This window comes from Streptomyces pluripotens, from assembly GCF_000802245.2.
In the GTDB taxonomy this organism is placed as follows: Bacteria; Actinomycetota; Actinomycetes; order Streptomycetales; family Streptomycetaceae; genus Streptomyces; species Streptomyces pluripotens.
In genome coordinates this window covers 133,278-156,138 of record NZ_CP021080.1, presented here as the reverse complement: position 1 = coordinate 156,138, position 22,861 = coordinate 133,278, and the positions used below count along the sequence as shown (strand labels likewise).

Sequence of the window (22,861 nt, the reverse complement as noted above, 5' to 3'; positions counted from 1 at the left end):
GGTGTCGGCCCGAGGAGGGGTCGCATGGACGAGCGGCCCCGAGGAACGTGGCGCGGGTGCGCTCGGCGGCCGTCCCGGGGACCGAGGACGCATCGGGCCACGTCGTGCCGAACGCATCCCGACCCCCAGAAAGAGGCCCCAGAAAGAGGCCCCTGGAAACCGCCCGTCGGGTCAGCAGGTGCCCTCGTCCTGCCACGGACCCCATTCCGAGGCGCCTGGTACCTCATTCCGGGTCCACCACTTGGCTTTCCAGTTGTGCTTGGCGTACGAGACCTCGTCCCCGGCCGTGTAGACCGTCGTCGAATTCCAGGAGGTCTTGCAGGAGGTCGGGGCCGGGGTCGGGGTCGGGGTGGGCGGCGGGGTGGTGGGGGGTGGGGTGACCCCGGCGAACGTCACCGAGTACCTGGCGAAGTCCCAGGAGTCCTGGGGCACACTGGAGCACGTGCCGGAGGTGCGGCCCCCGTTGTCGGCCGGGGTGCACTGCCGGTCCCGGTTCAGCGACCAGAACGTGAACCGGTCCATGTGGTGGCTCGTCGCGTAGTCCAGCACGGTCTGGAAGTCGGCCTGGGTGAAGTACTCGCCCGTGTCGCTGCGGCCGTTCATACCGGAGAAGCCCTCGTGGGCGTAGGCGGTCGCCTGGTCCCAGCCGAAAGTGGACTGCAGGATCGAGTTGAACTTGGTGAGTGCGCTGGTCTGGCTCGCCGCCCCGTTGAAGCCGCCGTCGAACGGCATAATGGAGAAGTTGTTCGGAGTGAACCCCTGTGACTTGGCCTCCAGCAGCATCTGCTTGCCGAACCAGCCGGTGCCGTCTGCCGTGCCGGGTGTCGTCACCGACACGTACAGGCCCGGATTGTTCTGCTGGAGGATCTTCGCGGCGCCGATCTCGTTCTTGATGGCCGCACTGTTCTCGTACTCCGGCTCCTCCAGGTCGAAGTCGATGGCATGCAGCCCGTACTTGGTGATCACCTGCTGGTAGGCCGCCGCCGTGGCAGCTGCGTCCGTGCAGGTCTGACCGAGTTTGGTGCCGCCGTACCCGCCGATGGAGACGGAGACGTCGCCGCCCTTGGCGCGGATGGTGTCGATGACCGATTGCACGGCGGTGTCCGAGGAGACGGACGCCGTGCCGCCCCACGTCGGAGTGCAGCCGCCGCCGTTGGGGGCGAGGATGAAGGCCAGTTGGAAGGCCCTGAGGCCGGTCGCGTCCATGATGGCGGCCGGGTCCGGCGGGTCGTTGTCCAGCGGCATCAGGTAGGGGGCGGCGGCGTACCAGCGGTCGCCCAGTGCGCTGGTCGCGCCCGAGGCGCTGCTCGCAGCCAGCGCGGTCGTGCCCGCGGCGGCGAGCGTGACAGCGGCTGCCGCGCCCAGACAGGCCCGAAGACGTCTCATGGTCGTGCCTCCAGAGGGTGGGGTGGGGAGAGCCCCAGAACGGGGAGCCCCACCCTCCGGGAGCTGTTGCGGCCACGTCAATAGATTGGACTAGACCAACACGGTACTTGGACTAGACCATACGCGCTCTTTACCTCCTGTTGACTAGTCGCAGGTTGAAGCCGCGGTCGAGCGGCACGTTGGGCGTGGTGACGGTGGTGATGCCGCGGCCAGCGTCGTACGACCAGGCGGAGCGCGGCAGTCGACGCCCGGCGAACAGGACGCGCGTGGGCGCGGACGTGCCGTGCACGGTGAACCGGTACGCCCGCGCGTCCGGCTTGCCGGCGTAGGCGCCTCGGCTCGCGCCGATCCGCAGGGTCGTCACCCTGGCGCCGGCGTGCATCGACACCCGTTGGGTGGCGGCGGCGCCCTTGGCGAAGTCACGGCTCACGCCGTCGTCCTCGTACAGCTGGTAGTGGCTCGTGCCGCGAGCCGCCGGGTACAGGTCCCAGTCGAGTTCGTGCCGGTCGCGGGTCTGCCAACTCATCGTTCCCTTGGGCCACATGGGGATGATCGCGCCCTCGCGCACGAACAGCGGGAGTGTGTCCAGCGGGGCGTGGTAGCCGTTCAACGTCGTCGGCCCCCGGTAGGTGCGGCCGGTCCAGTAGTCGGTCCACGTGCCCTTGGGCAGATAGATGCCGTCCCGGGTGTCGGTGTCCCGGTAGACCGGTGCCACCAGGAAGTCGGGGCCTGACAGGAACTCGTACGTGGCGTTCTTGCTGAGGGTGCCGGGGTCGTCCGGGTACTCCAGCCACAGGGGGCGTACCGCACCCACGCCCGTCTTCGACGCGCCGGCGGACAGGGTGTACATGTAGGGCAGCAGCCGTTCCTTCAGCTGCAGGTACGTGCGGTTGACGGAGGTGTACGGTTCGCCGTCGAGCCAGGGCTGCTGGTCGGCGGGCTTGCCGGTGGTGAGGTCGCTGGCCCAGCCGTCCATCGTCATGATGGTCGGCAACAGAGCCTTCCACTGGAGGTCGCGGGTGTACATCTTGGCGTCGTGCCGGTAAATGCTGCCCACGTCACCGGTGTTGTACGCGATGCCGGACATGGTCGCCCCGGCGTAGGTCGGGATCTGCCAGCGTATGTAGTCCCAGGACGCCTTCTGGTCGCCGCTCCACAGCACGCCGCAGCGCTGGGCGCCCGCCCAGGACACCGGTAGCCAGACGAAGCCGCGTGCGTCGCTGTTGTCCTCGATCCCCTTCTTCGCCGAGTCACAGGCGTCCAGTGCGAACTTGTAGCCGTTTCCCACCCAGGCCACGTCCAGCTTGGCCACCCGCTGCCCCGCCCTCACCTGATCGGCCAGTCGGTCGATGCCGTCCTGGGTCCACAGTCCGAGCTGGGCGTGGTGCTCGTGCAGCCCCTGCGCGGTCCGCGTCAGGTTCTCGTACCCGCAGCCGTAGCCGTCGTTGACCAGCATCCAGCCGAGCGGCATCCGGTGCTTGGTGTATCCGTCGGCGATCTTCAGCGCATCCAGGGTGTGCCGCTCACCCCGGTTGGCGTTGTGGAGATAGCAGTCGGAGTCGCCGGGTTCGAGACCGTAGAGGGGAGGCATGAAGGGCTTGCCCACCAGCGCTGTGTACGTGTCGATCACTTGTTTGGCGTCGCCGAGGAAGTAGTAGGCATCCAGGCGCCGTTCCTGCTGACCCGTCGTCACCGGCGAGCCGAAGGCGTACACACCCGGTGCGAAGGTGTTGCGGAAGACGCCGTAGCCGGCGCTGGACAGGTAGAACGGCTGGGAGTTGTTGTAGCCGCCCTCGTTCCAGTCGAAGCTGTTGGCCACGTACATCGTCTGCCCACGGTGCGAGAAGCTGCCGTTCTGCTCGCCCCCGCCGAAGAACTGCTCGTCCCTGCCGCGCATCAGGCTCTGCCGCATGCCGCCGGTCGACCAGCGTAGCGGCTTGTCCTCCTGCCAGATCCGGGTGCGGTTGTCGGGCTTGTACAGCCCGAACCGCAGCGGCTCCTTGTAGACGCGCAGGACGGCTTGCGGAGAGCGGATGCCGTAGTAGTCACCCGTATCAAAGGACGAGGTGTGCCGCTGGAGGGCGGGCTGCTTGCGCACGATGGCGGTACCGGCCGGGTCGCTGAGCGAGCCGGTTGGGTCGGCCTGGAGCCTGAGTTGGCCTCCGGTCAGGAAGTCGACGCGGGCCTTGAGCCGTCCGGCCCGGATGGTGTAGCTGCCGCGACCGCCCGAGAACGAGGTGAGGTCACCGGCGTCCGTGGTGGCAGGCAGATAGGCGGCGCCGGTGAAGGAGTTGCCGTGTACCTCGTAGGGCACCACGACCACGCGGTACGTGCCCGAGGCCCGTGGGATCACCGTTGCCTCCGGGTCGGCGGTCCCGGCGCTGGAGGCCACCTGCTTGCCGCGGTCGTCGTAGACGTACACATCGAAGTCGTCCGTGGGGTGTTCCCATCGGACCGACAGCGGAACGCCACCCTCGGGGTTGTCATCCCAGTAGCCGTCCGGTACCGAGACGGTCAGGTCGAAGCGGTCGCACACCTTGTTGTCCGGGTCGGCCGCTGCGTCGGGACAGCTTTCCGGGCCCCCTCCGGTGCCCCGGGGATAGACCGGGCTGTGCCATTCCACGTTGCTGTGAGCGGGGTCCAGTACGGCACCGGTGGCGGCGTCGGCGGGCGCCGGGGCGGCGAGCACGGTTGCCGTCAGCGCGGCCACCAGCCCCAGCGGAATGCAGACCGGCCATGGCACGCGGTGTCGGAGTCTTCGCACGGGCGGAACAGCTCCCCTCGCATACTCACGGATCGACGGTGATCTCTCGCAATCTTGCTTGGAAGCGATTGAAAATAGCTCTAATTGAGCAACTTCACGCATGCAGCCTCAAGGTTAAGGCAGGGGCATGTCAATATGCAGGAGGTGCGATCCGGTAGGAGAGGTACTGGCGCGCATGTCGCCCGGTGTGAGCCCGGTCCGGTGCCCGCCGACCCGCAGGGGCTTTCGGTCGCCCGAGGCACCCTTGACAGCGTGCGCGCTGTTTCGCGAACTTTGAGCCGTGTCCCACGGGTTCGGGATCCCGGCCGTCGATCGCAGTAGGCACGGCTGGGTCGGCGGACATCGGAACCAGAGGAAGGACGCGCCCGGCGCGTCATGGGGGGAGGGGTCGCCCATGCGATCCACCAGTCGTGATCCGTACGCCTCTCTCGGGTGCGCTGCCTCTGGCACGCCGCCCACGGAGCCGGCCGAAGGGCGGTTGAGCTGAGGTGCGGATCACCACCCACAGACCCGGCGAGCTGACACCCGAGCTGCTCGGGGCCTGGCGTCGGGCGATGGATGAGTCGCCCGAATATGCCAATCCGTTCCTTGCGCCGGAGTTCGCGCTCGGGGTCGGCCATTTCCGGAGCGGGACGCGGGTGGCGGTTCTGCGTGAGGGCGGAGAGCCGGTCGGTTTTCTCCCGTACGAACGGGGGCCGTTCGGCACTGGCCGGGCCGTTGGTCTCGGGTTGTCCGACTGTCAGGCCCTCGTCCACCGGCCCGGGGTCACCTGGCGGGCGGAGGAACTGCTGCGGGCCTGCGGGCTCAGCATCTTCGAGTTCGACCACCTCGTCCAGGAACAGCGGCCGTTCGAGCCCCATGTGACGGGCACCTTCGCCTCGCCGGTGATCGACGTGAAGCCCGGCGATGGAAGATACCCCGAGTGGCTGCGCAGCACCTACCCGGGGCTGGCCCGGACGACGCTGAAGAAGGAGCGGCGACTCGGTCGGGACATCGGCGAAGTGCGGTTCGTGTTCGACGAGCGCGACCCGGAGGCGCTGCGCACGCTCATGCGGTGGAAGTCTGCGCAGTACCGCAGGACCGGCCGGATGGACCGGTTCTCCCGGTCGTGGATCGTCGGCCTGGTCGGCCATCTCTTCCATATCCGCGAGGAACACTTCACCGGGGTGCTGTCCGTGCTGTACGCGGGCGACCGGCCGGTCGCGGCCCACTTCGGCCCCCGTTCGAGTACCGTGCTGGCGGCCTGGTTCACCGCGTACGACCCCGAACTTCCCTCCTATTCACCTGGGTTGATGATGCACTTGCGGACTGCCGAGGCAGCTGCCCGGCACGGAGTGACCCTTGTCGACCTCGGACGCGGCGACAAGGAGTACAAGGACTGGCTGAAGACCCGTGAACTGCGGGTCGGTGAGGGTTTCGTCGCCCGGCCGCACCCGGCGGCGATCGCCCGGCGGCTGTGGCGGGGACCCGTGCGCGGCCTGCGGAACACGGTGTTGGCCCGTCCGTGGCTGCGCGATCCGGCCGACCGGTTGCTGAAGGCGATGGGCGCCGTTCGCACCCGCGGTCAGGAGGCCACCGTCGTCCGGACGGGTCGTCCGCGGTCGGGATGACGCCGTCCTCGGTCGGCGGAGAGGGTGGCTCCCGGGCGGGCGGTGTGGTGTGGGGTTGCCGTCGCGGCAAGGGCGAACGGCCCCCCGGGCGCGGTCGACCGGTCCGGGGCCATCGGTGCGACACGGTCGAACCCTGCCGCACTGACAGGTTCTCGTCAAAAGTTCGTCAAGCGGCGGACGCTCGCCCCAGCACGTGATCAGGTCTCCTGCGTCGGCAGTATCGATCCTCGTTACGGAGGTCCTGGTGTCCGTGCCAACCCGCAGCAGACGGTGGTTCACCGTCTGTGCGCTCACCGCGTCCGCAGCCCTGGTCGCGATACCCCCCTCGTCCGCCGCCGGCCGTGGAGCGACTCCCTTCGGGGCGCGTGTCCTCGGCCAAATCGCCAAGGAGCGCGTGCAGTCCTCGGGCACCGTCTCGCCGCACGTTGCAGCGGACGACAAGGACGGCAACGAGTCGGACGAGATCGCTGAGGGCGCGGACCAGTACGCCGAGGCCCGCACATCACCCGGAATCGTCGCACCCGGCGCCTACGGCGCCGCCTGGAACGACCTCACCCACCTCAGGAGTGCGGGCGGTCGGTGGCACAACGTCACTGACCTGCCGTACAACTCCGACGACCCGCGCTATCGCGACTTCGACTCCAACTCCAGCGGTGGTTCCGGCAACGTCACCGGACGTATGGCGGCGCTCGCAGCAGACGACGACGGCTACGTCTACGCAGGCAGCGCGGGCGGCGGAGTGTGGCGCTCCCGTACCGGAGGGGGGCGCTGGCGCCCCATCAGCGACCGGCTGCCCAGCCAGTCCACCGGGGCCCTGGCCCTCGACGGCAAAGGCCGGCTGTGGTTGGGTACCGGCGAGGCCTCCACCAACTCCGACGCCTACCTCGGCAGCGGGGTCTACGTCCTCGCCCACCCCCACCACGGCACCTTCTCCCCGCGCCGCCGGGTGGGTGGCGACGAACTGGAAAGCACCACGATCCATGAGCTGCGCTTCGGTGGCAGCAAGGTGTGGGCGGCCACCAGCGCGGGTGTCTGGAGTCACTCCACCAGGAAACTGAGTGGCCCCTGGAAGCTGGAGTTCGCGCCCAACCCCGAGTATCTCGCGGGTGGTTCGCAGGCCGACGACCCGGACGCCCCGTACAAGAACATCACCAACGACATCGCCATCGACCCGGCGGATCCGGGCAAAGTCGTCCTCGCCGTCGGCTGGCGCAGCGGTGACGACTACAACGGCTTCTACACCAAGTCCGGCGGCATCTGGAAACGCATCACCAGCGGCCTCGGTGACCTTCCCGGCGACGCCGCCGAGGTCGGCAGCGTCACCTTCGCCCGCTCTGCCGACGGCTCCCGCTACTACGCCATCGACCAGTCCCCCAAGCAACTCAAGACCAACCCGGACAGCGGACTGGAGGGCATCTTCGTCTCCAAGTCCGGCTCACCGATGGGTCCGTGGACGAAGATCGCTGACTACCACGGTCTGGCCGCCGACAATTCCGCGTTGGACTCGCCGGGTTACATGCCGGGGATCCAGTCCTGGTACAACCAGTTCCTCACCGTCGACCCGAGCGACCCGCAGCACGTGTACGCGGGCCTGGAGGAGGTCTACGAAACCACGGACGGCGGTTCCTCCTGGTCCACCGTGGGCCCGTACTGGAACTTCGGCTTCTCTTGCTGGAGCATCGACCCCGCCAAGCAGAGCGGTGACTGCAACCAGACCACCCACTCCGACCAGCACGGGGTCGCTATCGGCCGCTACCACGGCAAGAGTTTCGTGTACGTTGGCAACGACGGCGGCGTCTACCGCCGCCCCGTCCACGGCTCGCAGGACGCCTCCGGCCACGCCACCGACTGGACGTCCCTGAACGACGGCACGATCGACACCCTCCAGTACTACTCCGTCGGTATCGGCAAGGACCTCGACCACGGTGGCCTGTCCGTCACCGGCGGCCTCCAGGACAACGGTCAGTCCGTCCTGCGCAGCAATGACAGGGTGATGGGCTCCAACTTCGGTGGCGACGGTGGCGACACCCTCACCGACCCCGCCAACGGCTGCAACATCGCCGAGGAGTACGTCTACCTGTCCGTACAGGTCACCCAGAACTGCGCCGTCAATGACGGCAGTTGGATCAACGATCCGAGCAAGGTCACCTCCTACTCAGTCGCCCCGCCCGACAACGCCACCAGCGAAGCCCGCTTCATCGCCCCGCTCACCGCCGACATGAAGAACGGCTCCACCTGGATCGCCGGCGGTCGTCACATCTGGGTGCAGACCCACGGCTACGCCATCCGCAGTGGCTCGGAGTGGACCAGCGTGCACGACTTCGGCGCCGGGCGCGTCGCCACCGCCGTCGCCGCCTCGGGCGGCAAGATCTACGCGGCCTGGTGCGGCCCCTGCAACAACGAGGGCTTCGCACGCGGCATCGCCGTCGGCAACGCGGACGGCACCGGCTGGCACGACATCAACCTGCCGGTCGACGGGACCGTACCCAACCGCTACCTCAGCGGCTTCGCCATCGACCCGAACAACGCCGACCACGTGTTCCTCGCGGTCAACGGGTTCTCCCGGCACTGGACCGAGGGCCCCGGCGCGGGTGTGGGCCACGTCTTCGAGTCCACCGACGGCGGGACGACCTGGAAGGACATCTCGGCCAACCTGCCTGATGTACCCGCCAACTCGGCGCTGGTGACCGCGGACGGCGGTCTCGCCGTCGCCACCGACCTCGGCGTCGTCTACCGTGCACCGGGCCACTGCACCTGGAGGCGCATCGGTCGTCTGCCGGCCGTTGCCGTCCTCCAGCTCAAGACGAGCCCCGACGGCGGCACGCTGTACGCCGCCACGCACGGCCGGGGCATCTACACCGTCAAGCTGCGGCACCTGCACTGACCGACTAGGCCAGGCGGAAACGGTGGCCTCGGGGTCCAGGGCCCCGAGGTCACCCCTGCTGCGCGTACGGAACCACGTCCACGTCCAACGTGAACGCCGGGCGAGCGGCACCCGCCACGTCCGGTGCCTTGGCCACGACGGTGACCTTAGCGGTACCTCCGCGGGTTCCCGCGCAGCGCAGGGTGGCATGCGCCGTGCCGTCGGCGTCCAGCCCCCATTCGGACGGTGCGACCAGGGCGGGCGCCGAACTCACCACACCGGTCCACCGTTTGTCGTCCATCCGGGGCCGCAGCACCAGAGTCACCACCGCCCCCGGCCGCACACACAGCCGCCGCCTCACCGGATCGCCCGGGGAGACGGAGACCTCGGCGTGCCCGGCGCGGCAGGGCCCCGAAGAGGCGGACGGCACGGAGGACACGGAGGGCACGGAAGAGGACGGGGACGTTCCGTCAGAGGACGCGGGACCGCTGGTGTCCCCGGAAGCATCCGGCGGCGCCGAGACAGCGGGCGGTGTGGCCGGGAGTGACGGTGATCCTGGTGACCGCCCCCCGGACGCTCCAGTACTCGTGTCCCGTCCCGTCGGCGCCCCGCACCCCGCCAGTACGACGACTACGGCGAGCACACTCCCACCGAACCACCCACGCATGCCGGCACCTCCTGGACTCCGGTTACCCGTCCAGAATGCCTCAGCAGCTGTGCAATCCCGCCCCCTACCGCCTCTCACGCCGGCCCGATAGCTGCCACCGAGTCGGGCGAGCTCCGCATGGTGACACCTATCGGGCCCGCCGGGTCCGGCGCGGCGGCTCCCCCAGGTCCCCCGGGTCGGCGGCCCTGTCCGGATGTCGGCCCCGCGTGGCCCGCCGCTGCGTTGTCTGCGGATGAGATGGTCCCGACCACTGTTGACACAGGGAGCGGCACGTGACCGGGACAGATGCGACGAGGGTACTGGTGATCGGCGGCGGAATCGCGGGGAGCGCGACCGCGCTGGCCCTGCACAAGGTCGGATACGACGTCACCGTGTTCGAGGCACAACCCGACACGGCCGAGGACATCGGCGCCTTCCTGGCTCTGGCGAGCAACGGCATGCGCGCCCTGGCCCAACTCGACGCCACGGACGTCGTCACCGCCGTCGGTTTTCCGCTGACTTCACTGCGCCTGCTCGACAGCCAGGGCACCGAGATCCGGCACACCCCCCTCGGCGAGGCCGCCGAACCCACCCTGCGCTACCGCTGCCTGCGCCGCGGTGAGCTGAACGCAGCCTTACAGGTCGCGGCGGTCCGGCGAGGCATCCCGGTGTGCCACGGGACGCGGCTGGAGCGCGTGGTAGAGGGGCCGGACGGAGTCGCCGCCCGCTTCGCCGATGGCACCACCGCGACCGGAGACCTCCTCATCGGCGCCGACGGGCTGAACTCCACCGTGCGCTGCCTCATCGCCCGCGGAGTCCGGCCCGTCTACGCGGGCCAGCGGGTCTTCTACGGCTACACCCCGGCCGCACCACCCGTGTCCGGCCCGGACGGCGCCATCACCATGGTGCGGGGTAGCGGGACCGCCTTCGGGTACGCGGTGTCGCCGGCCGGGGAGACGTACTGGTTCGCCCGGGTCGGCGGCGAACCGCTGCCCGCCGGCGCCCCCGCAGGACCGGCAGCCGCGCTGCGTGCGCAACTGCTGCCACTGTTGCGCAAGGACGCGACACCCGCTGCGGACCTCGTCGAAGCGTCCGCCGACGCGATCATGGTCACCAACGCCACCGAGCTGCCGCTCGGCACCAGCTGGCACACCGGACGCATCCTGCTCCTCGGCGACGCGGCCCACGCGGCCTCCCCGGCGACCGGCCAAGGGGCCTCGATGGCCCTGGAGGATGCCGTCGTCCTTGCCAAGGCTTTGCGTGACCTGCCCGGACCGCACCGCGCGTTCGCGGTGTACGAGCGGCACCGCCGACCACGGGCGGAGCACAACATCACCGTCAGCGGTGGCATCTCCCGTGGCACGTACACCTCGTCCCGCCCTGCTCCTGTCATGCCCCGCCCCGCGGCGCCGGACGAGGAACTGATCCGCCAACTCTCCTGGAACACACCGCTTTCCGACGTGCCGCCCGAGGAGCGCTGATCGGGGGGAGCTGATCGGGGCGGGTGGGAAGGTGCCGGAGAAGAAACGGTTGAGCCCGTGGCCGGGGACACCGCCGGTGACGGACCGCTTCGGGCGGACCAACCGTTCCTTCGGTTACGAGGAGCGCCCGTGCGACTCTCGTGCACAGCAGCCGGCTCCTGGCGGAAGCGATCGGCCCGCGGGGAGGAGGACCCGGCCCCTCCGACGCGTCCACGACGGACAGCGCGCCGTAGCGATCCGCCACGCGGACCTCCAGTCCCGCGTGGCGGGCGAGCAGGTCGTTCAGGTCGGTGCGGAACTTCGGCGACCGGGTCATGCGCTCGGGCACGACCAGATAGCCGCCCTGCTCGGGCGGGATGATCCCGGCCACCAGCGCTCGGCGTACGACACGATCGTGGCGGGTCGCGGCGCCGGTGCCGTGGAGCGGATCGCGGGCGAGCGCGACGACGCCCCCGCGGGCGGAGAGCTGGTCGAGGTCGGGGACCAGGCGCCAGATCTGTTGGGCCTGGTGGCTCTGGACGGAACCGGCGAGGTTGGCCTCCAGTCCGCGGGCGTGGCACAGGTCGACGAAGAAGCGGATCTCCTCCAGAGAGAGGATGCCGGTGCGGGAAAGGCCGTGGGCGTCGGTGTCGTGAGCATCCAGGTCGACGAGTTCGTCGCTTCCCGCGGTGGAAATCAGGCCGATGCGGGCGACCTTGAACAGGATGCTGGTGTCGATCATGATGGCGTCCGCCCCGGCGACGGCACTCGCCTCGACCATGGCGCGGATCGCCTCGACGTCGGTGCGGCGATGCCGGGACAGGCCGTAGTCGGCATGCGGGAAGGGCTCGTTGACGGTGATGTGGGTGCCGCGCGCCGCGGCGGGGAGGGCGCCGCAGGCCTTCAGTCCGGCCTCGTCGGGACGCCGGTCGGGGAAGAGCGGACGTCCGTCGTCGTCGAGGAGGGCGTCCGCGAGATCCGCCAGGTCGAACGCATTCGGCGTATCGGGTGCGGCCGGGTCGTACTCCCGCAGTCCGACCAGCGCGCGGCGGACCTGCGGCAGGGTCTTGCGGGTGTCCCACAGATCCAGGTCCTGTCCGAACAGTACGGACATGACGCGGGTCCGCCCGAGCCCGTCGGCACGTCGCAGGGTCGCGGTGATCTCGCCGAGGACGTCCGTGAGTCGGTCGACGCCCATGCCGTCGAGACCAACCTTCACGATGGGGCAGGGGTGGACCTGGTTACCCATCGATACCGCGACACCGAGCGCCGCTTGGGCGGCCTTACCAGCTGTTTCATAGGGGGACTTGGCGATCGCCAGCCCGTTCCCGGCGCGTCGGTGGAGGAGTTGGTCCTCGCCGATGTTGGTGCTCAGCTGCACCGGTAGGTCCCGGCGTACGGCGAGGACGGCGTCGGCGATGTCCATGATGCGGCGGGGCTTGATCGTGCCGAGCGCGCTGCGCGGGTCCTCGCTGTCGATGATCCGCGCTCCGCCGAGTACCGCCTCGCGGGCCTCCTGCGGCCCGAACACGCTGACCAACAGCCTCCGGTCCGCATCGATCGTGGTGTGCACGCGTCTTCTCCACCCTTTGTGCGTGATCAACATGCCGGAGACGACGCTATGGGCGGAGGCATGTACACGTCATCACCCGTACGGGTGAAGCCCTTCCGAACCTCTGTCGGCACAAGGGAAGGACGTCCCGGACCACTCGCCGTGCCGGGTTCACAGACGGCCACCGGCCCGTGGCACGGATCCGCGTAGGACTGTAGGGCTGGGAGGGGTGCGGGCGGTTCGGCAGCCCAGCAGCCGTCGGTGGCGCAGCGGCCCGACAGGGGGCCGGTGCTGCGGTAATTGGCCCCGATCTCATCAGTGTGCGGTGTGCGGTGTGCAGCACGGGCGACCAGTGCCGATCCCGAACCCACCGCCGGCACACGGCACGACGCACCGGGCTGCCGCGGCGTGGTGCAGAGCCGTTGCGGATCCGGGGCCGGTGGCGGGCAGGAGCTCAGGCGGTGCCCTCGTGCGGCTTGTCCAGGAGCGCCAACTCCCCCTCGGTCAGTCCCAGGCTTCCGGCTGCGACGTTCTCCGCTAGGTGTGCCGGGTTTGTGGTGCCGGGGATGGCCAGCACGTGCGGACCGCGGTGGAGTGTCCAGGCGAGCCGTACCTGGGCCGGCGTCGCACCGTGGGCGTGGGCAACGGAGCGGACGCGGGCGTCGTACTCCTGGCCCGCACTTGCCTCGCGCCGCAGGCCGGAGACGGCGAAGTACGGGACGAAGGCGATGCCCTGCTCCAGGCACAGGTCCACCAGCCCGCTCTCGTCGGCGCGGCGCCAGTCCAAGCCGTAGGAGTTCTGCACGCAGACCACGGGCGCGATCATCAGGGCTTCGGCCACGTGCTCCGGGCGGACGTTCGAGAGCCCCAGGTGCCGGACCAGGCCCGCCTGGCGTAGCTCGGCGAGGGCGCCGAAGTGCTCGCTGAGCGAGGCGGTGTCGGGGCCGTTGCGACGCAGGTTCACCACGTCCAGGTGGTCTCGGCCGAGCTGGCGGAGGTTCTCCTCGACCTGGCCGCGCAGTTGGTCGGGGCGGGCCATGGGGAGCCACTCACCGGAGGAGCCGCGCGCCGGGCCGACCTTGGTCACCACGACCACATCGCCGTACCAGGAAGAGAGGGCACGGTTGATGAGCTCGTTCGCGGACCGCAGTGGCGAGAAGTAGAAGGCGGCCGTGTCGATGTGGTTGACACCCTGCTCGAACGCGCTGTGCAGCAGGTTGACAGCGGCATCGCGGTCGATCGGCGTGCCGTCGGAGTTCCCCATCATGCCGTTGCCCGTCAGTCGCATCGTGCCGTAGCCGATGCGATTCACCTCCCGGTCCCCGAGCTTCCAGGTCCCTGCCGCCACCGCTGTGCTCACTGTGTTCCTTCACCTGTCGGTTCGTCAGGTCCTGGATTATGGGGACTCGTGGTGTGCCGCAACAGGTCGACGGGCTGGGGGGAACGTCACCTTCCTATCGGGAACTAAGTATCGCCGTATAGCCGTTGGACCTGCCGGGAGAGCATCGGTCAGGGTGGAGTTCGAGCCCTCGCACTGCGGTCCTGACGAGGTGGCCATCGATGGTGACTGCCTTCAGCGCAGTCGGGCGAGGCGGTCGCCTCCTGCCGATCGGTTGCTGCTCAGAAAACGAGAAGGAATGCGACCCGCCCCGGCGGCCGGCATGCCACGGGAAGGTGGCGGTGACGGTGCTCCGGTCGCGGACCGCGGGACCGAGCGGGCCATCCCAGACGTGCGGGGGCGAGGCACGTCACCGGTGGTCCGCTCTCCTCCCCGTCACGCGTCCCTGGGGCCGGGGAAGGACGGCCAGGGCCGTTCCGAACTGCGCGGGCCGGGGGCGGCGCCTAAGGTGGCGTATGCGGGCGGTCAAGTCTCCGCCTGCTGCGGGCCGAGAGGCTGGCCTCCTGGCGAAGACCCTGGCAGGAGGAAGTACTCGGCCTGGTCCGGTGGTCTCCGGGTCCGGACCGGCTCGTCCGGCGGGCCAGCCGTCCCGGCAACTCAAGGTGAGACGGCCCGACTTCACCCCGACCGGCGATCCCCTGAGGACACCGGTTCCGGACGTCCCCGGCCCGGAGACGCGCCGCCCGTCAGCTCCGGCGGCTTGGCCCCGGGCGTCCTGGCGGACCGCCTGGCGTGGGGCACGAACGGTTCAGTCGCATGCTCCAGGCGGAGCCTCCCGGCAGGCTGGAACCGGGTCAGCGGGCCGGCCCGTCCGGCCGCGGTGCTGCAGCAGCAGCCGTCTCGCCGGGCGCTCCACAGCCTCGTACAGCACCCAGGACAGCGCCAGCGACACGGTGAACAAGGCCGCGGTGACGGTCAGCCCCACCAGGACGCCGTAGTGCGGCTTCACACCCAGCTCCGGTGTCGCGGCGCGCAGTACCAGCAGGTGCACCATGTAGAAGGCAAAGGACAGTTCCCCGAGTCGCACCAGTCGGCGGTGCCGCCACAGCGACGGCAGTCCGCGCAGGTCCGCGACGGCCGCCGCCGGGATGAGCAGCGCGAATCCGGCGAGCGTACACACGGTGGCGGAGTACCCGGGCGTCACCTGCGGAACCAGGAAGTATCCGATGAGCGCCAGGGCCACTGACGCCTCCAGGCCGGGGCCGCGCCACCGGTCGAGCAGCACCAGCCGTGCCGTAACCGCGCCCAGAACGAACTCGGGCAGCCGGGCCGCCGGGAACGAATAGACCGAATGGGTCCACCAGTGGTGGACGTCCGCCCAGGCCAGAGCCAGGACCACGGCCGCCGACAGCCCGCCGAGAGCGGCCGAACCGCGGGCGCCAAGCCGGCGCAACAGCAGGATCAGCAGCGGGAAGGCCGCGTAGAAGAAGGCCTCGCAGACCAGCGACCAACTAACCGGGTTGAGTGTCTGCCACCACGGATGCCACCAGGAGTGCAGCAGCAGCGCGTTGGCCAGTGTCTGCTGTGCGGTCGGCCGTGGCAGGAGCGCCACCGTGTGGGCCATGAGCAGGGCGAGGGTCAGGGTGACCAGGTGCACCGGATAGATGCGCGCGACGCGCCGCCGCCAGAAGGCGAGGGCCCGGTCGTACGGCCGCGCTGACCACGTCAGTACAAATCCGGACAGTACGAAGAAGAACGACACTCCCGTGGCTCCGGCCCCGAATCCCCAGGCCACGAGGCGGCCACCGGTGCCTCCGAAATAGCCGAAGTTGTTCACGTGCAGCCCGAACACCAGCAGCGCCGCCATCCAGCGCAGCCCGGTCAGGGACGGCAAGGAGGGTGTGTCGGCGGGCGGCGAGTACCGCGGGGCCCGCGCGCCAGTACGGGCGGGCGGCGTCCGACGTACTCGGGGCGTCGCCGTGGTCATCGAATCACCTGCCGCAGGGGGGTCGCGTGGGGCACGGAGCGGAACGTCGCCCGATTACCCCCGGTCCATCACGTCGCATCGCAGACATCACACCTCTGCCGAACGACAAACCCTGTCGTATGCCACGGACGGCCGGACCGGGTGAACCCGTACGAGTGAAGGGTTGCCACCGCCCGGACCAGCTCTCCTCCACCTCCCTGCCCCTCCCTGCCCCTCCCTGCCCCTCTCTCTTATCTCCTTTCCTCTCCTTCCGCCTTCCTCCGCTCGCCCCGCCGCCCCGATGGGTGTCCGGGAACACCGTCGAGGTCACCCGCCGGACGAGGGCGGGTTGGTTGCGGGCCAGTCCAGCACGGTCAGCTCCGGCCATTGCTCCTGCCATCGTGCCGTTTTGGCCTGGTAGACCGATTGTGGGGCGAGCACCGGGTTCGGGCGGACGACGAGGTTGAACACGTCCGACAACCCGTGCGGTGCGTAGACGCGCCACCGGCCGTCGCTCTCCACACGCACTCCGAGACAACACGTCGTCGCGGCGAAACTGTCGATCGCCGCCTCGGTGGAGTCATAGGGTGGGCACGCCGCCCGGAACTTCTCCTCGTACCAGAGGTGGACCCGGGCCTCGTTACGGAGCTCGACCTCTGCGGGCAGGTCGGCGAAGATCGCTCGCCCAGCCCCGATCACCTCGTCCTCGGCCTCCCACGAAAGATCGTCAGCGTCGAAGTAGAAGACGTCGTAGTCCTTGATCCCATGGGTCGGAGGCCTGTCCGTGACCACGTTCCATACGGTCTGGAACAGGCATCCGGCCGTCACGTACCACCCGGGTAGACGCAGGGTGGCCGTGCGGGCCAGGACTTCCGTCAGCACGCCGTTACGGGACAGCACCGTGCGTAGATGGGCAAGCTGCTGATCGAGGGGAAGCCGGCTGATCATCAGCTCTGATTACCACATCTCGCCTCACCCGTTCGGTGGACACACCGGCTTGCCGCGCACCCGATGGCACTACGCGGACACATGATGCGTGCATGCCCCCCACCGTCCACCGGGCCGTCCCGCTGACCGTCGCTGTCGGTGCTGTGTCGGCCGCGCCGTCCGACGCCGCGCGGAGCAAACGCGACGGCGGATGCAGAGGTGAACGCGACGGTGTGTGCGGCGGTACGCGGCGGGCGAGGGTACTCGGCCAAAATTGCACTGCTCGTTTTCTTGAACCATTCGTGTTTGTGGGGGTAGGTTCGGACTCATGACCGCCTCCCCGACTCCGACCACCGCCGAGGAGCTCCGCGGTGCCGGCCTGCGTGTGACGGCAGCACGCGTCGCGCTGCTGGAGACCGTCCGGGACGGCGACCACCTCGGCGTCGAGGCGATCGCTTCCGGGGTCCGCGACCGCGTAGGCCATATCTCCCTGCAAGCCGTCTACGAGGCCCTCCACGCCCTCACCGCGGCGGGACTCGTGCGCCGCATCGAGCCGGCCGGCCATCCGGCCCGGTTCGAGGGGCGTGTGGGCGACAACCATCACCACATCGTCTGCCGGTCGTGCAGCGCCGTGGCCGACGTCGACTGCGCGGTCGGCGACGCGCCCTGCCTGACCGCCTCCGACGACCGCGGCTTCTCCATCGACGAGGCCGAGGTCGTCTACTGGGGCCTGTGCCCCGGCTGTTCCACCGGCCGCAGTTCCTGAGCACCGAGTTCCGCACAGTTCGGAAGGAATGCCATGACTGAGAACCACGACGCGACCGTCACAGACGCGAACGCGGGCGCCGGCTGCCCCGTCGCGCATGATCGTGCCCTGCATCCGACCCAGGGCGGTGGCAACCGCCAGTGGTGGCCGGAGCGACTCAACCTGAAGATCCTCGCCAAGAACCCGGCCGTGGCCAACCCGCTCGGCGAGGACTTCGACTACGCCGAGGCCTTCAAGAGCCTCGACCTTCCCGCCGTGAAACGGGACATCGAGGAGGTGCTCACCACCTCCCAGGACTGGTGGCCGGCCGACTTCGGGAACTACGGCCCGTTCGTCATCCGTATGGCTTGGCACAGCGCGGGTACTTACCGCATCAGCGACGGCCGTGGCGGCGCAGGCGCAGGTCAGCAGCGCTTCGCCCCGCTGAACAGCTGGCCGGACAATGCCAACCTCGACAAGGCCCGCCGGCTGCTGTGGCCGGTCAAGAAGAAGTACGGCCGCAACCTCTCCTGGGCCGACCTGATGATCCTCGCCGGCAATGTGGCCCTGGAATCCATGGGCTTCACGACCTTCGGCTTCGGTGGCGGCCGTGAGGACGTGTGGGAGCCGGAGGAGGACGTCTACTGGGGCCCGGAGACCACCTGGCTCGACGACCGGCGCTACACCGGTGACCGCGAGTTGGAGAACCCGCTCGGCGCCGTCCAGATGGGTCTGATCTACGTCAACCCGGAGGGCCCGAACGGAAACCCGGACCCGTTGGCCGCGGCTCGTGACATCCGGGAGACCTTCCGCCGCATGGCGATGAACGACGAGGAGACCGTGGCCCTGGTCGCCGGCGGCCACACCTTCGGCAAGACACACGGCGCGGGCCCCGCCGACCAGGTCGGAGCCGATCCCGAGGCCGCCGGGCTGGAGGAGCAGGGCCTGGGCTGGAAGAGCACCTACGGCACCGGCAAGGGCGCCGACGCGATCACCTCCGGCCTGGAGGTCACCTGGACCACCACGCCCACCAGGTGGAGCAACAACTTCTTCGACAACCTCTTCGGTTACGAGTGGGAACTGACCGATTCCCCGGCCGGTGCCAAACAGTGGAAGCCGAAGGACGGCGCGGGCGAGGGCACGGTCCCCGCCGCCCACGACCCGTCGAAGAAGATCGCCCCGTCGATGCTCACCACTGACCTGGCGCTGCGCTTCGACCCGGTCTACGAGCCGATTTCCCGCCGCTTCCACGAGAATCCCCAGGAGTTCGCGGACGCCTTCGCCCGCGCCTGGTACAAGCTCACCCACCGCGACATGGGGCCCAAGTCGCTGTACCTCGGCCCCGAGGTCCCGGAGGAAACCCTGTTGTGGCAGGACCCGCTGCCGGAGCGGGCGGGCGAGCTGATCGACGAGGCGGACGTCGCGGCCCTGAAGGCCAAGCTGCTCGACTCGGGCCTGACCGTAGCCCAGCTGGTCACCACCGCTTGGGCATCCGCGTCGACCTTCCGCGGCAGCGACAAGCGCGGCGGCGCCAACGGAGGTCGCATCCGGCTGGCCCCGCAGCGCGGCTGGGAGGTCAACGACCCCGACCAGCTGGGCCAGGTGCTGCGCACCTTGGAAGGCATCCAGCGGGAATTCAACGCCTCCTCCGGCGCCAAGAAGGTCTCCCTGGCCGACCTCATCGTCCTCGGTGGCGTCGCCGCCGTGGAGAAGGCTGCCGGGGAAGCCGGCTTCGCGGTTGAGGTGCCGTTCACCCCGGGCCGGGTGGACGCGACCGAGGAGCACACCGACGTCGAGTCGTTCGAGGCGCTGGAGCCCACCGCGGACGGCTTCCGCAACTACCTCGGCAAGGCCAACCGCCTGCCGGGCGAGTACCTGCTGCTCGACAAGGCGAATCTGCTCACCCTGAGCGCCCCCGAGATGACCGTTCTCGTCGGTGGACTCCGCGCGCTGGGCGCCAACTACCAGGGTTCGCAGCTGGGCGTCCTGACCGAGACACCCGGTGTCCTCACCAACGACTTCTTCGTCAACCTCCTGGACATGGGTACGACGTGGAAGGCGACCTCTGAGGACCAGACCGCTTTCGAGGGCCGAGACGCCACCACGGGCGAGCTGAAGTGGGCCGGCAGCCGTGTCGACCTCGTCTTCGGCTCCAACTCGGAGCTGCGGGCGCTTGCCGAGGTGTACGCCTGCGACGACGCGAAGGAGAAGTTCGTCAAGGACTTCGTCGCCGCATGGGACAAGGTCATGAACCTGGACCGGTTCGACCTCGTCTGAGCCTGCCGAACAGCGCGTCCGGGCCCGCCCAACCGGGGCCCGGACGCGCTGTCTGTTCGGCGCCCCGGACCGTGCCGTACGGCGGGGCGCCGGACTGCGCTCGCGTCGGGATCTCCGTCCCGGCCCACCTTCGGCGCGTGCCTCGAACGCCGCGCGCGCGGCGACACCGAGCGCGAAATCGATGTGCGGTGCCTGGCCCGCCCGGCGATCCGCACGGGTGGGCACCGTCCTGGCCACCCGATCGCTGGAAGCCGCTTCGATCACACCGATCTCGTGCCGGAGATGCAGGAACGTACTGGCTCTTGCCGCTCCACCGCAGCGTGTCCGCTCGCAGCTCGCTCGTCAGCGGTTGGGCGAAGAGCCGCAGGCCCATCAGCCGGCGCAGCTCCGCGGTCGCGCGGGGAGCGGAGATCTCGTCGCACCACACCTGCTGCAGCAGGGCGACCGGCGCTGATGCCGGGCCCGCGTTGGCGTGCACCGGGTCCAGGGTCTCGGTTCGGGTGCCGGCCCGCGGGTCCGTCCCGGACGGCCAGTTCCAGTGCGAGGGAGAAGCCGTTCCCCGGCGGCGCCGGAGGCGCACTCGTGTACGTGGTTCATCCGGTGCCGGTCGGCGTGGTGGCGGCGTCGGCTTCAGTACGAGTTTCCCAGTACCGGCAGTAACATGATCACCTTGTCCTGGGTGTACCAGTCAGTCAACTAGGGGTCGTCCCAGGATGCGCCCTGCCCGGAGATGTTCATGTCCTCTGTCCACGACGCGTTGGAAGACGCGCGCCTCACCTATGAGCAGCACATGCGTGCATGCCGCCAGTGCCATGCCGATGCCGCACCCTGTGCCGTGGCGAAGCACCTGCTGCGGATCTACAACAACGTCCGTAGGGACCGGATGCGCTCCCTGGGGCGCCAGGTTCCGACGGTGTGACGCCGGCCCCGGTGCGATCACGCCCACAGGTGCTGGGCGCGGGCGCGTACCAGGGGAGAGGCGCTGGAACGGCGGCTCGTTGAACAGGTCCAGGAGCCACCGGGAGCTCTGCACGGCTCCCGCGTGGTTGCGGGGCGTACCCGGAAACGCCCGTCCCCACGCGGCGGCGCGGCTCAGCACACTCAGCCGCCAGGCGAGACGCGCCGCGCGCCGCAGGTCCGCCGTCGTGCGGCCGTTGCTGGTCCAGGGTTCCAGATAGGCGTCGAGTAGCCGGGGCAACACCTGGGGCCCGTACTGTTCCCGCACGCCGTACGTTTCTTGCGACTGATTCCCTCGGGAAGGTCACTGCGGTGGCGTCCACCGCCGCCGACTCCCGCGGTGTCACCTGGGCCGGCGACCGTCGTTCCAACGCCAGCCGGTGGGTGGTGGTGCCCGGTGCGCAGATACGGGCGTGCCCCCCGAACCACCGTCCGGGGGGCAGGCTCTTGGGCAGCCGGTTGGGTCAGGTGAGCTGCCTGCGGCGCCGCGTGAGGTACGTGCCCGTCACACCGGCGGCCAGCAGGGCGCCGACGCCGAGGCCGACCGTCAGGGTCGGGAACCGGGAGGCGTCGGTCGTGGCGGCGGTGTCCTGCATGGACGGCCCCGGGGTGATGTTCGTGGTCACCGCGGCGACGTGCCTGATCGGACCGATGTGCTTCACCGAGCCGTCCATGTTCAGCAGCACCTGCTTGTTGTGCGGATGCCGGAAGTCGAACATGTGCCTGAGCGAGCCGGCCTTGGCGTCGAAGGAGTGGTCACCGATGCGGCCGGTACACCAGTTGTCCTCGATGAACCGGGTGATGGACGCCTGGTCCGTCAGGGTGTGGTCGACCTTGTTGACCTTGCTGTACCGCGAGATGACCAGCAGCGGCTGGCGGGTGCCCGGGCCGCAGCGGTCGGCGTAGCCACCGGCCGCCTTGCGCGCCTTCCGGCAGGCGGGGCTGTCGGTCGCTTTGCCGTTGGAGCCGACCGAGGTGTCCTTCGAGCCGTTGCGTGGGGTCACATAGGCATGGTCGTACCAGCCGTCGGAGTCGTCGTAGGCGATCACGATCGCGGTGGACTTCCACTGCGGCGAGCTCTGGATCGCGTTGATCTGCTTGACCAGGAAGTGCTGCTCGTCGATCGGGTCGGAATAGCCGGCGTGGCCGTCCTGGTACGCGCCGGCCTTCACGAAGCTGACGGCCGGCAGCTTGCCCGCCTTGAGGGCGGCGGAGAAGTCGGTCAGGTCATAGTTGTGGTTGGCCCGTCCGTTGTGGCCGATCTCGGAGACGCTCTTCGGTGCCAGGTGGTGGGGGTTGGCCGTGGACTTGTAGTACGCGAAGGGATTGTGGTGCGGGCTGTAGTCCGTCACGGCCGCGCCGCCGACGTTGGTGTGGGTAGTGTCGCACTTGGCGTAAAAGCCCGCCTTGCCGTTCCACGCGGTCGACGGACGGAAACCGCCCTGGAACCAACCCCAAGTCACCTTCTTGGTGTTGAGCAGGTCACCGATGTTCCGCCCCTGCATGGCCGCAAGCGCGTTGCTGCTGGTGTGATCGTGGCCGGAGCAGTCGTCGTAGGCCGGGTCCGGGTCGTTGACGACCGTGCCGACCCCCTTCGCGTCGGGCGACTTCACCGTGTACGAGTCGGGGGTCGCGGTCTGCTTACCGGTGGTCGGGTCCACGGAGATGACCCCGTGTGTCTGTCCGGACACCAGATTCAGCGCGCCGGGTGTGGAAGGGCCGTAGGTCGAGCTGAAGGACCGGTCGTTGAGGGCGTAGTGCTGGGCGTAGTTCCACAACGCGGTGACGGTGTTGCCGTCGTAGTAGTCCATCACCAGGCCGGGCTCGCCGAACAGGCCGCCGCTGCACTTGTCGACCTCGGTGTTCTGGACGTACTGGTCAGCCCTGCCGTGGTTCGCCGCGTACTGCTCCGGGCCGTAGGAGTGGTTCTGGTCGCAGGTCATCGCCTGCGACGGGGAGAGCCGCTTGGGTGCGTACTGGTTCGGGTTCTTCTTCAGCAGCCCGGCATGGGCGAGGGTGTCGATGTGCTTCGGGGTCTTCTTCGACGCCTTGAACTTCGTCCCGTCGGTGTTGGCGGCCTTCGGGTACGTGGCGAAGTAGTGGTCGAAGGAGATGTTCTCGTCGAAGAGCACGACGACGTGTTTGATGGGCGTCCTGGTCGAGGAGTGCCCGTGGTGTGCTCCGGAGGGCGCTGCCGCCCAGCCGGGCGCGCTGCTGCCGAGCGCGGTGAGCGCTGCGGCTCCCGCGAGCGCGCCGAGACTCCGCATCGCGGTCCGTCTTCCTCTGCTGGCCATGGTGGTTCACCCTCCGGGCGGGAACGTCTGTGCGTGGTACGAGCACGGATGCTGTGCCCGTTGCCGGGCGCTGCG

General features: G+C 69.4%; 14 protein-coding genes. 6 read left to right on the top strand and 8 right to left on the bottom strand.

What is annotated here, in order from left to right:
- Nucleotides 1-171: 171 nt before the first annotated feature.
- Complete coding sequence (locus LK06_RS00655) at nucleotides 172-1,386, bottom strand: carbohydrate-binding protein (protein WP_052269895.1); 1,215 nt, start codon at nucleotides 1,384-1,386, stop codon at nucleotides 172-174.
- Nucleotides 1,387-1,516: 130 nt separating this feature from the next.
- Nucleotides 1,517-3,709, bottom strand: coding sequence for a glycoside hydrolase family 31 protein (locus LK06_RS00650; RefSeq protein ID WP_411572782.1), 2,193 nt, complete (start codon nucleotides 3,707-3,709; stop codon nucleotides 1,517-1,519).
- Between the two features lie 929 nt (nucleotides 3,710-4,638).
- On the opposite strand from LK06_RS00650, the gene LK06_RS00645 reads away from it, so the two are divergent.
- Both LK06_RS00645 and LK06_RS00640 read left to right on the top strand, forming a co-directional pair.
- Nucleotides 4,639-5,760 carry a GNAT family N-acetyltransferase gene (locus LK06_RS00645; RefSeq protein ID WP_052318978.1) on the top strand — a complete coding sequence of 374 codons (1,122 nt, stop codon included), beginning with the start codon at nucleotides 4,639-4,641 and terminating at the stop codon, nucleotides 5,758-5,760.
- Nucleotides 5,761-6,004: 244 nt separating this feature from the next.
- Nucleotides 6,005-8,644, top strand: a complete 2,640-nt coding sequence (locus LK06_RS00640; protein ID WP_039652285.1) for a beta propeller repeat protein — start codon at nucleotides 6,005-6,007, stop codon at nucleotides 8,642-8,644.
- 49 nt (nucleotides 8,645-8,693) lie between these two features.
- On the opposite strand, the gene LK06_RS00635 is transcribed toward LK06_RS00640, so the two are convergent.
- Entirely contained in the window at nucleotides 8,694-9,062 is a 369-nt protein-coding gene (locus LK06_RS00635; RefSeq protein ID WP_234367314.1) for an acetyl-CoA synthetase, read from the bottom strand.
- A 500-nt stretch (nucleotides 9,063-9,562) separates the two neighbouring features.
- Here LK06_RS00635 and LK06_RS00630 point away from each other — a divergent pair, with 500 nt between their 5' ends.
- The gene (locus LK06_RS00630; protein ID WP_039652287.1) at nucleotides 9,563-10,750 is read left to right on the top strand and encodes an FAD-dependent oxidoreductase; all 1,188 of its coding nucleotides are present in this window, start codon (nucleotides 9,563-9,565) and stop codon (nucleotides 10,748-10,750) included.
- Here the strand turns inward: LK06_RS00630 and LK06_RS00625 are convergent.
- The 4 genes from LK06_RS00625 to LK06_RS00610 all read right to left on the bottom strand — a co-directional run bounded on the left by LK06_RS00625 (nucleotide 10,659) and on the right by LK06_RS00610 (nucleotide 16,534).
- The gene (locus LK06_RS00625) at nucleotides 10,659-12,302 is read right to left on the bottom strand and encodes a (5-formylfuran-3-yl)methyl phosphate synthase (RefSeq protein ID WP_043433675.1); all 1,644 of its coding nucleotides are present in this window, start codon (nucleotides 12,300-12,302) and stop codon (nucleotides 10,659-10,661) included. The genes LK06_RS00630 and LK06_RS00625 overlap by 92 nt on opposite strands.
- A 433-nt stretch (nucleotides 12,303-12,735) precedes the next feature.
- Nucleotides 12,736-13,641 (bottom strand): oxidoreductase, encoded by a 906-nt coding sequence (locus LK06_RS00620; RefSeq protein ID WP_039652291.1) that lies wholly within the window; start codon nucleotides 13,639-13,641, stop codon nucleotides 12,736-12,738.
- A gap of 787 nt (nucleotides 13,642-14,428) precedes the next feature.
- Nucleotides 14,429-15,607 (bottom strand): acyltransferase family protein, encoded by a 1,179-nt coding sequence (locus tag LK06_RS00615; protein ID WP_039652292.1) that lies wholly within the window; start codon nucleotides 15,605-15,607, stop codon nucleotides 14,429-14,431.
- 306 nt (nucleotides 15,608-15,913) lie between these two features.
- Nucleotides 15,914-16,534 (bottom strand): nucleotidyltransferase family protein, encoded by a 621-nt coding sequence (locus LK06_RS00610; RefSeq protein ID WP_043433674.1) that lies wholly within the window; start codon nucleotides 16,532-16,534, stop codon nucleotides 15,914-15,916.
- 307 nt (nucleotides 16,535-16,841) lie between these two features.
- On the opposite strand from LK06_RS00610, the gene LK06_RS00605 reads away from it, so the two are divergent.
- From LK06_RS00605 to LK06_RS00590, 3 genes are all read left to right on the top strand, one after another.
- Entirely contained in the window at nucleotides 16,842-17,279 is a 438-nt protein-coding gene (locus tag LK06_RS00605) for a Fur family transcriptional regulator (protein WP_039652296.1), read from the top strand.
- A 33-nt stretch (nucleotides 17,280-17,312) separates the two neighbouring features.
- A complete protein-coding gene (gene katG / locus LK06_RS00600) occupies nucleotides 17,313-19,535 on the top strand; it encodes a catalase/peroxidase HPI (RefSeq protein WP_039652298.1) in 2,223 nt (740 codons plus the stop codon).
- 736 nt (nucleotides 19,536-20,271) lie between these two features.
- Nucleotides 20,272-20,454 (top strand): hypothetical protein, encoded by a 183-nt coding sequence (locus tag LK06_RS00590; protein ID WP_039652409.1) that lies wholly within the window; start codon nucleotides 20,272-20,274, stop codon nucleotides 20,452-20,454.
- Nucleotides 20,455-20,956: 502 nt separating this feature from the next.
- On the opposite strand, the gene LK06_RS00580 is transcribed toward LK06_RS00590, so the two are convergent.
- Nucleotides 20,957-22,786 (bottom strand): phospholipase C, encoded by a 1,830-nt coding sequence (locus LK06_RS00580; protein WP_039652300.1) that lies wholly within the window; start codon nucleotides 22,784-22,786, stop codon nucleotides 20,957-20,959.
- Nucleotides 22,787-22,861: the final 75 nt, after the last annotated feature.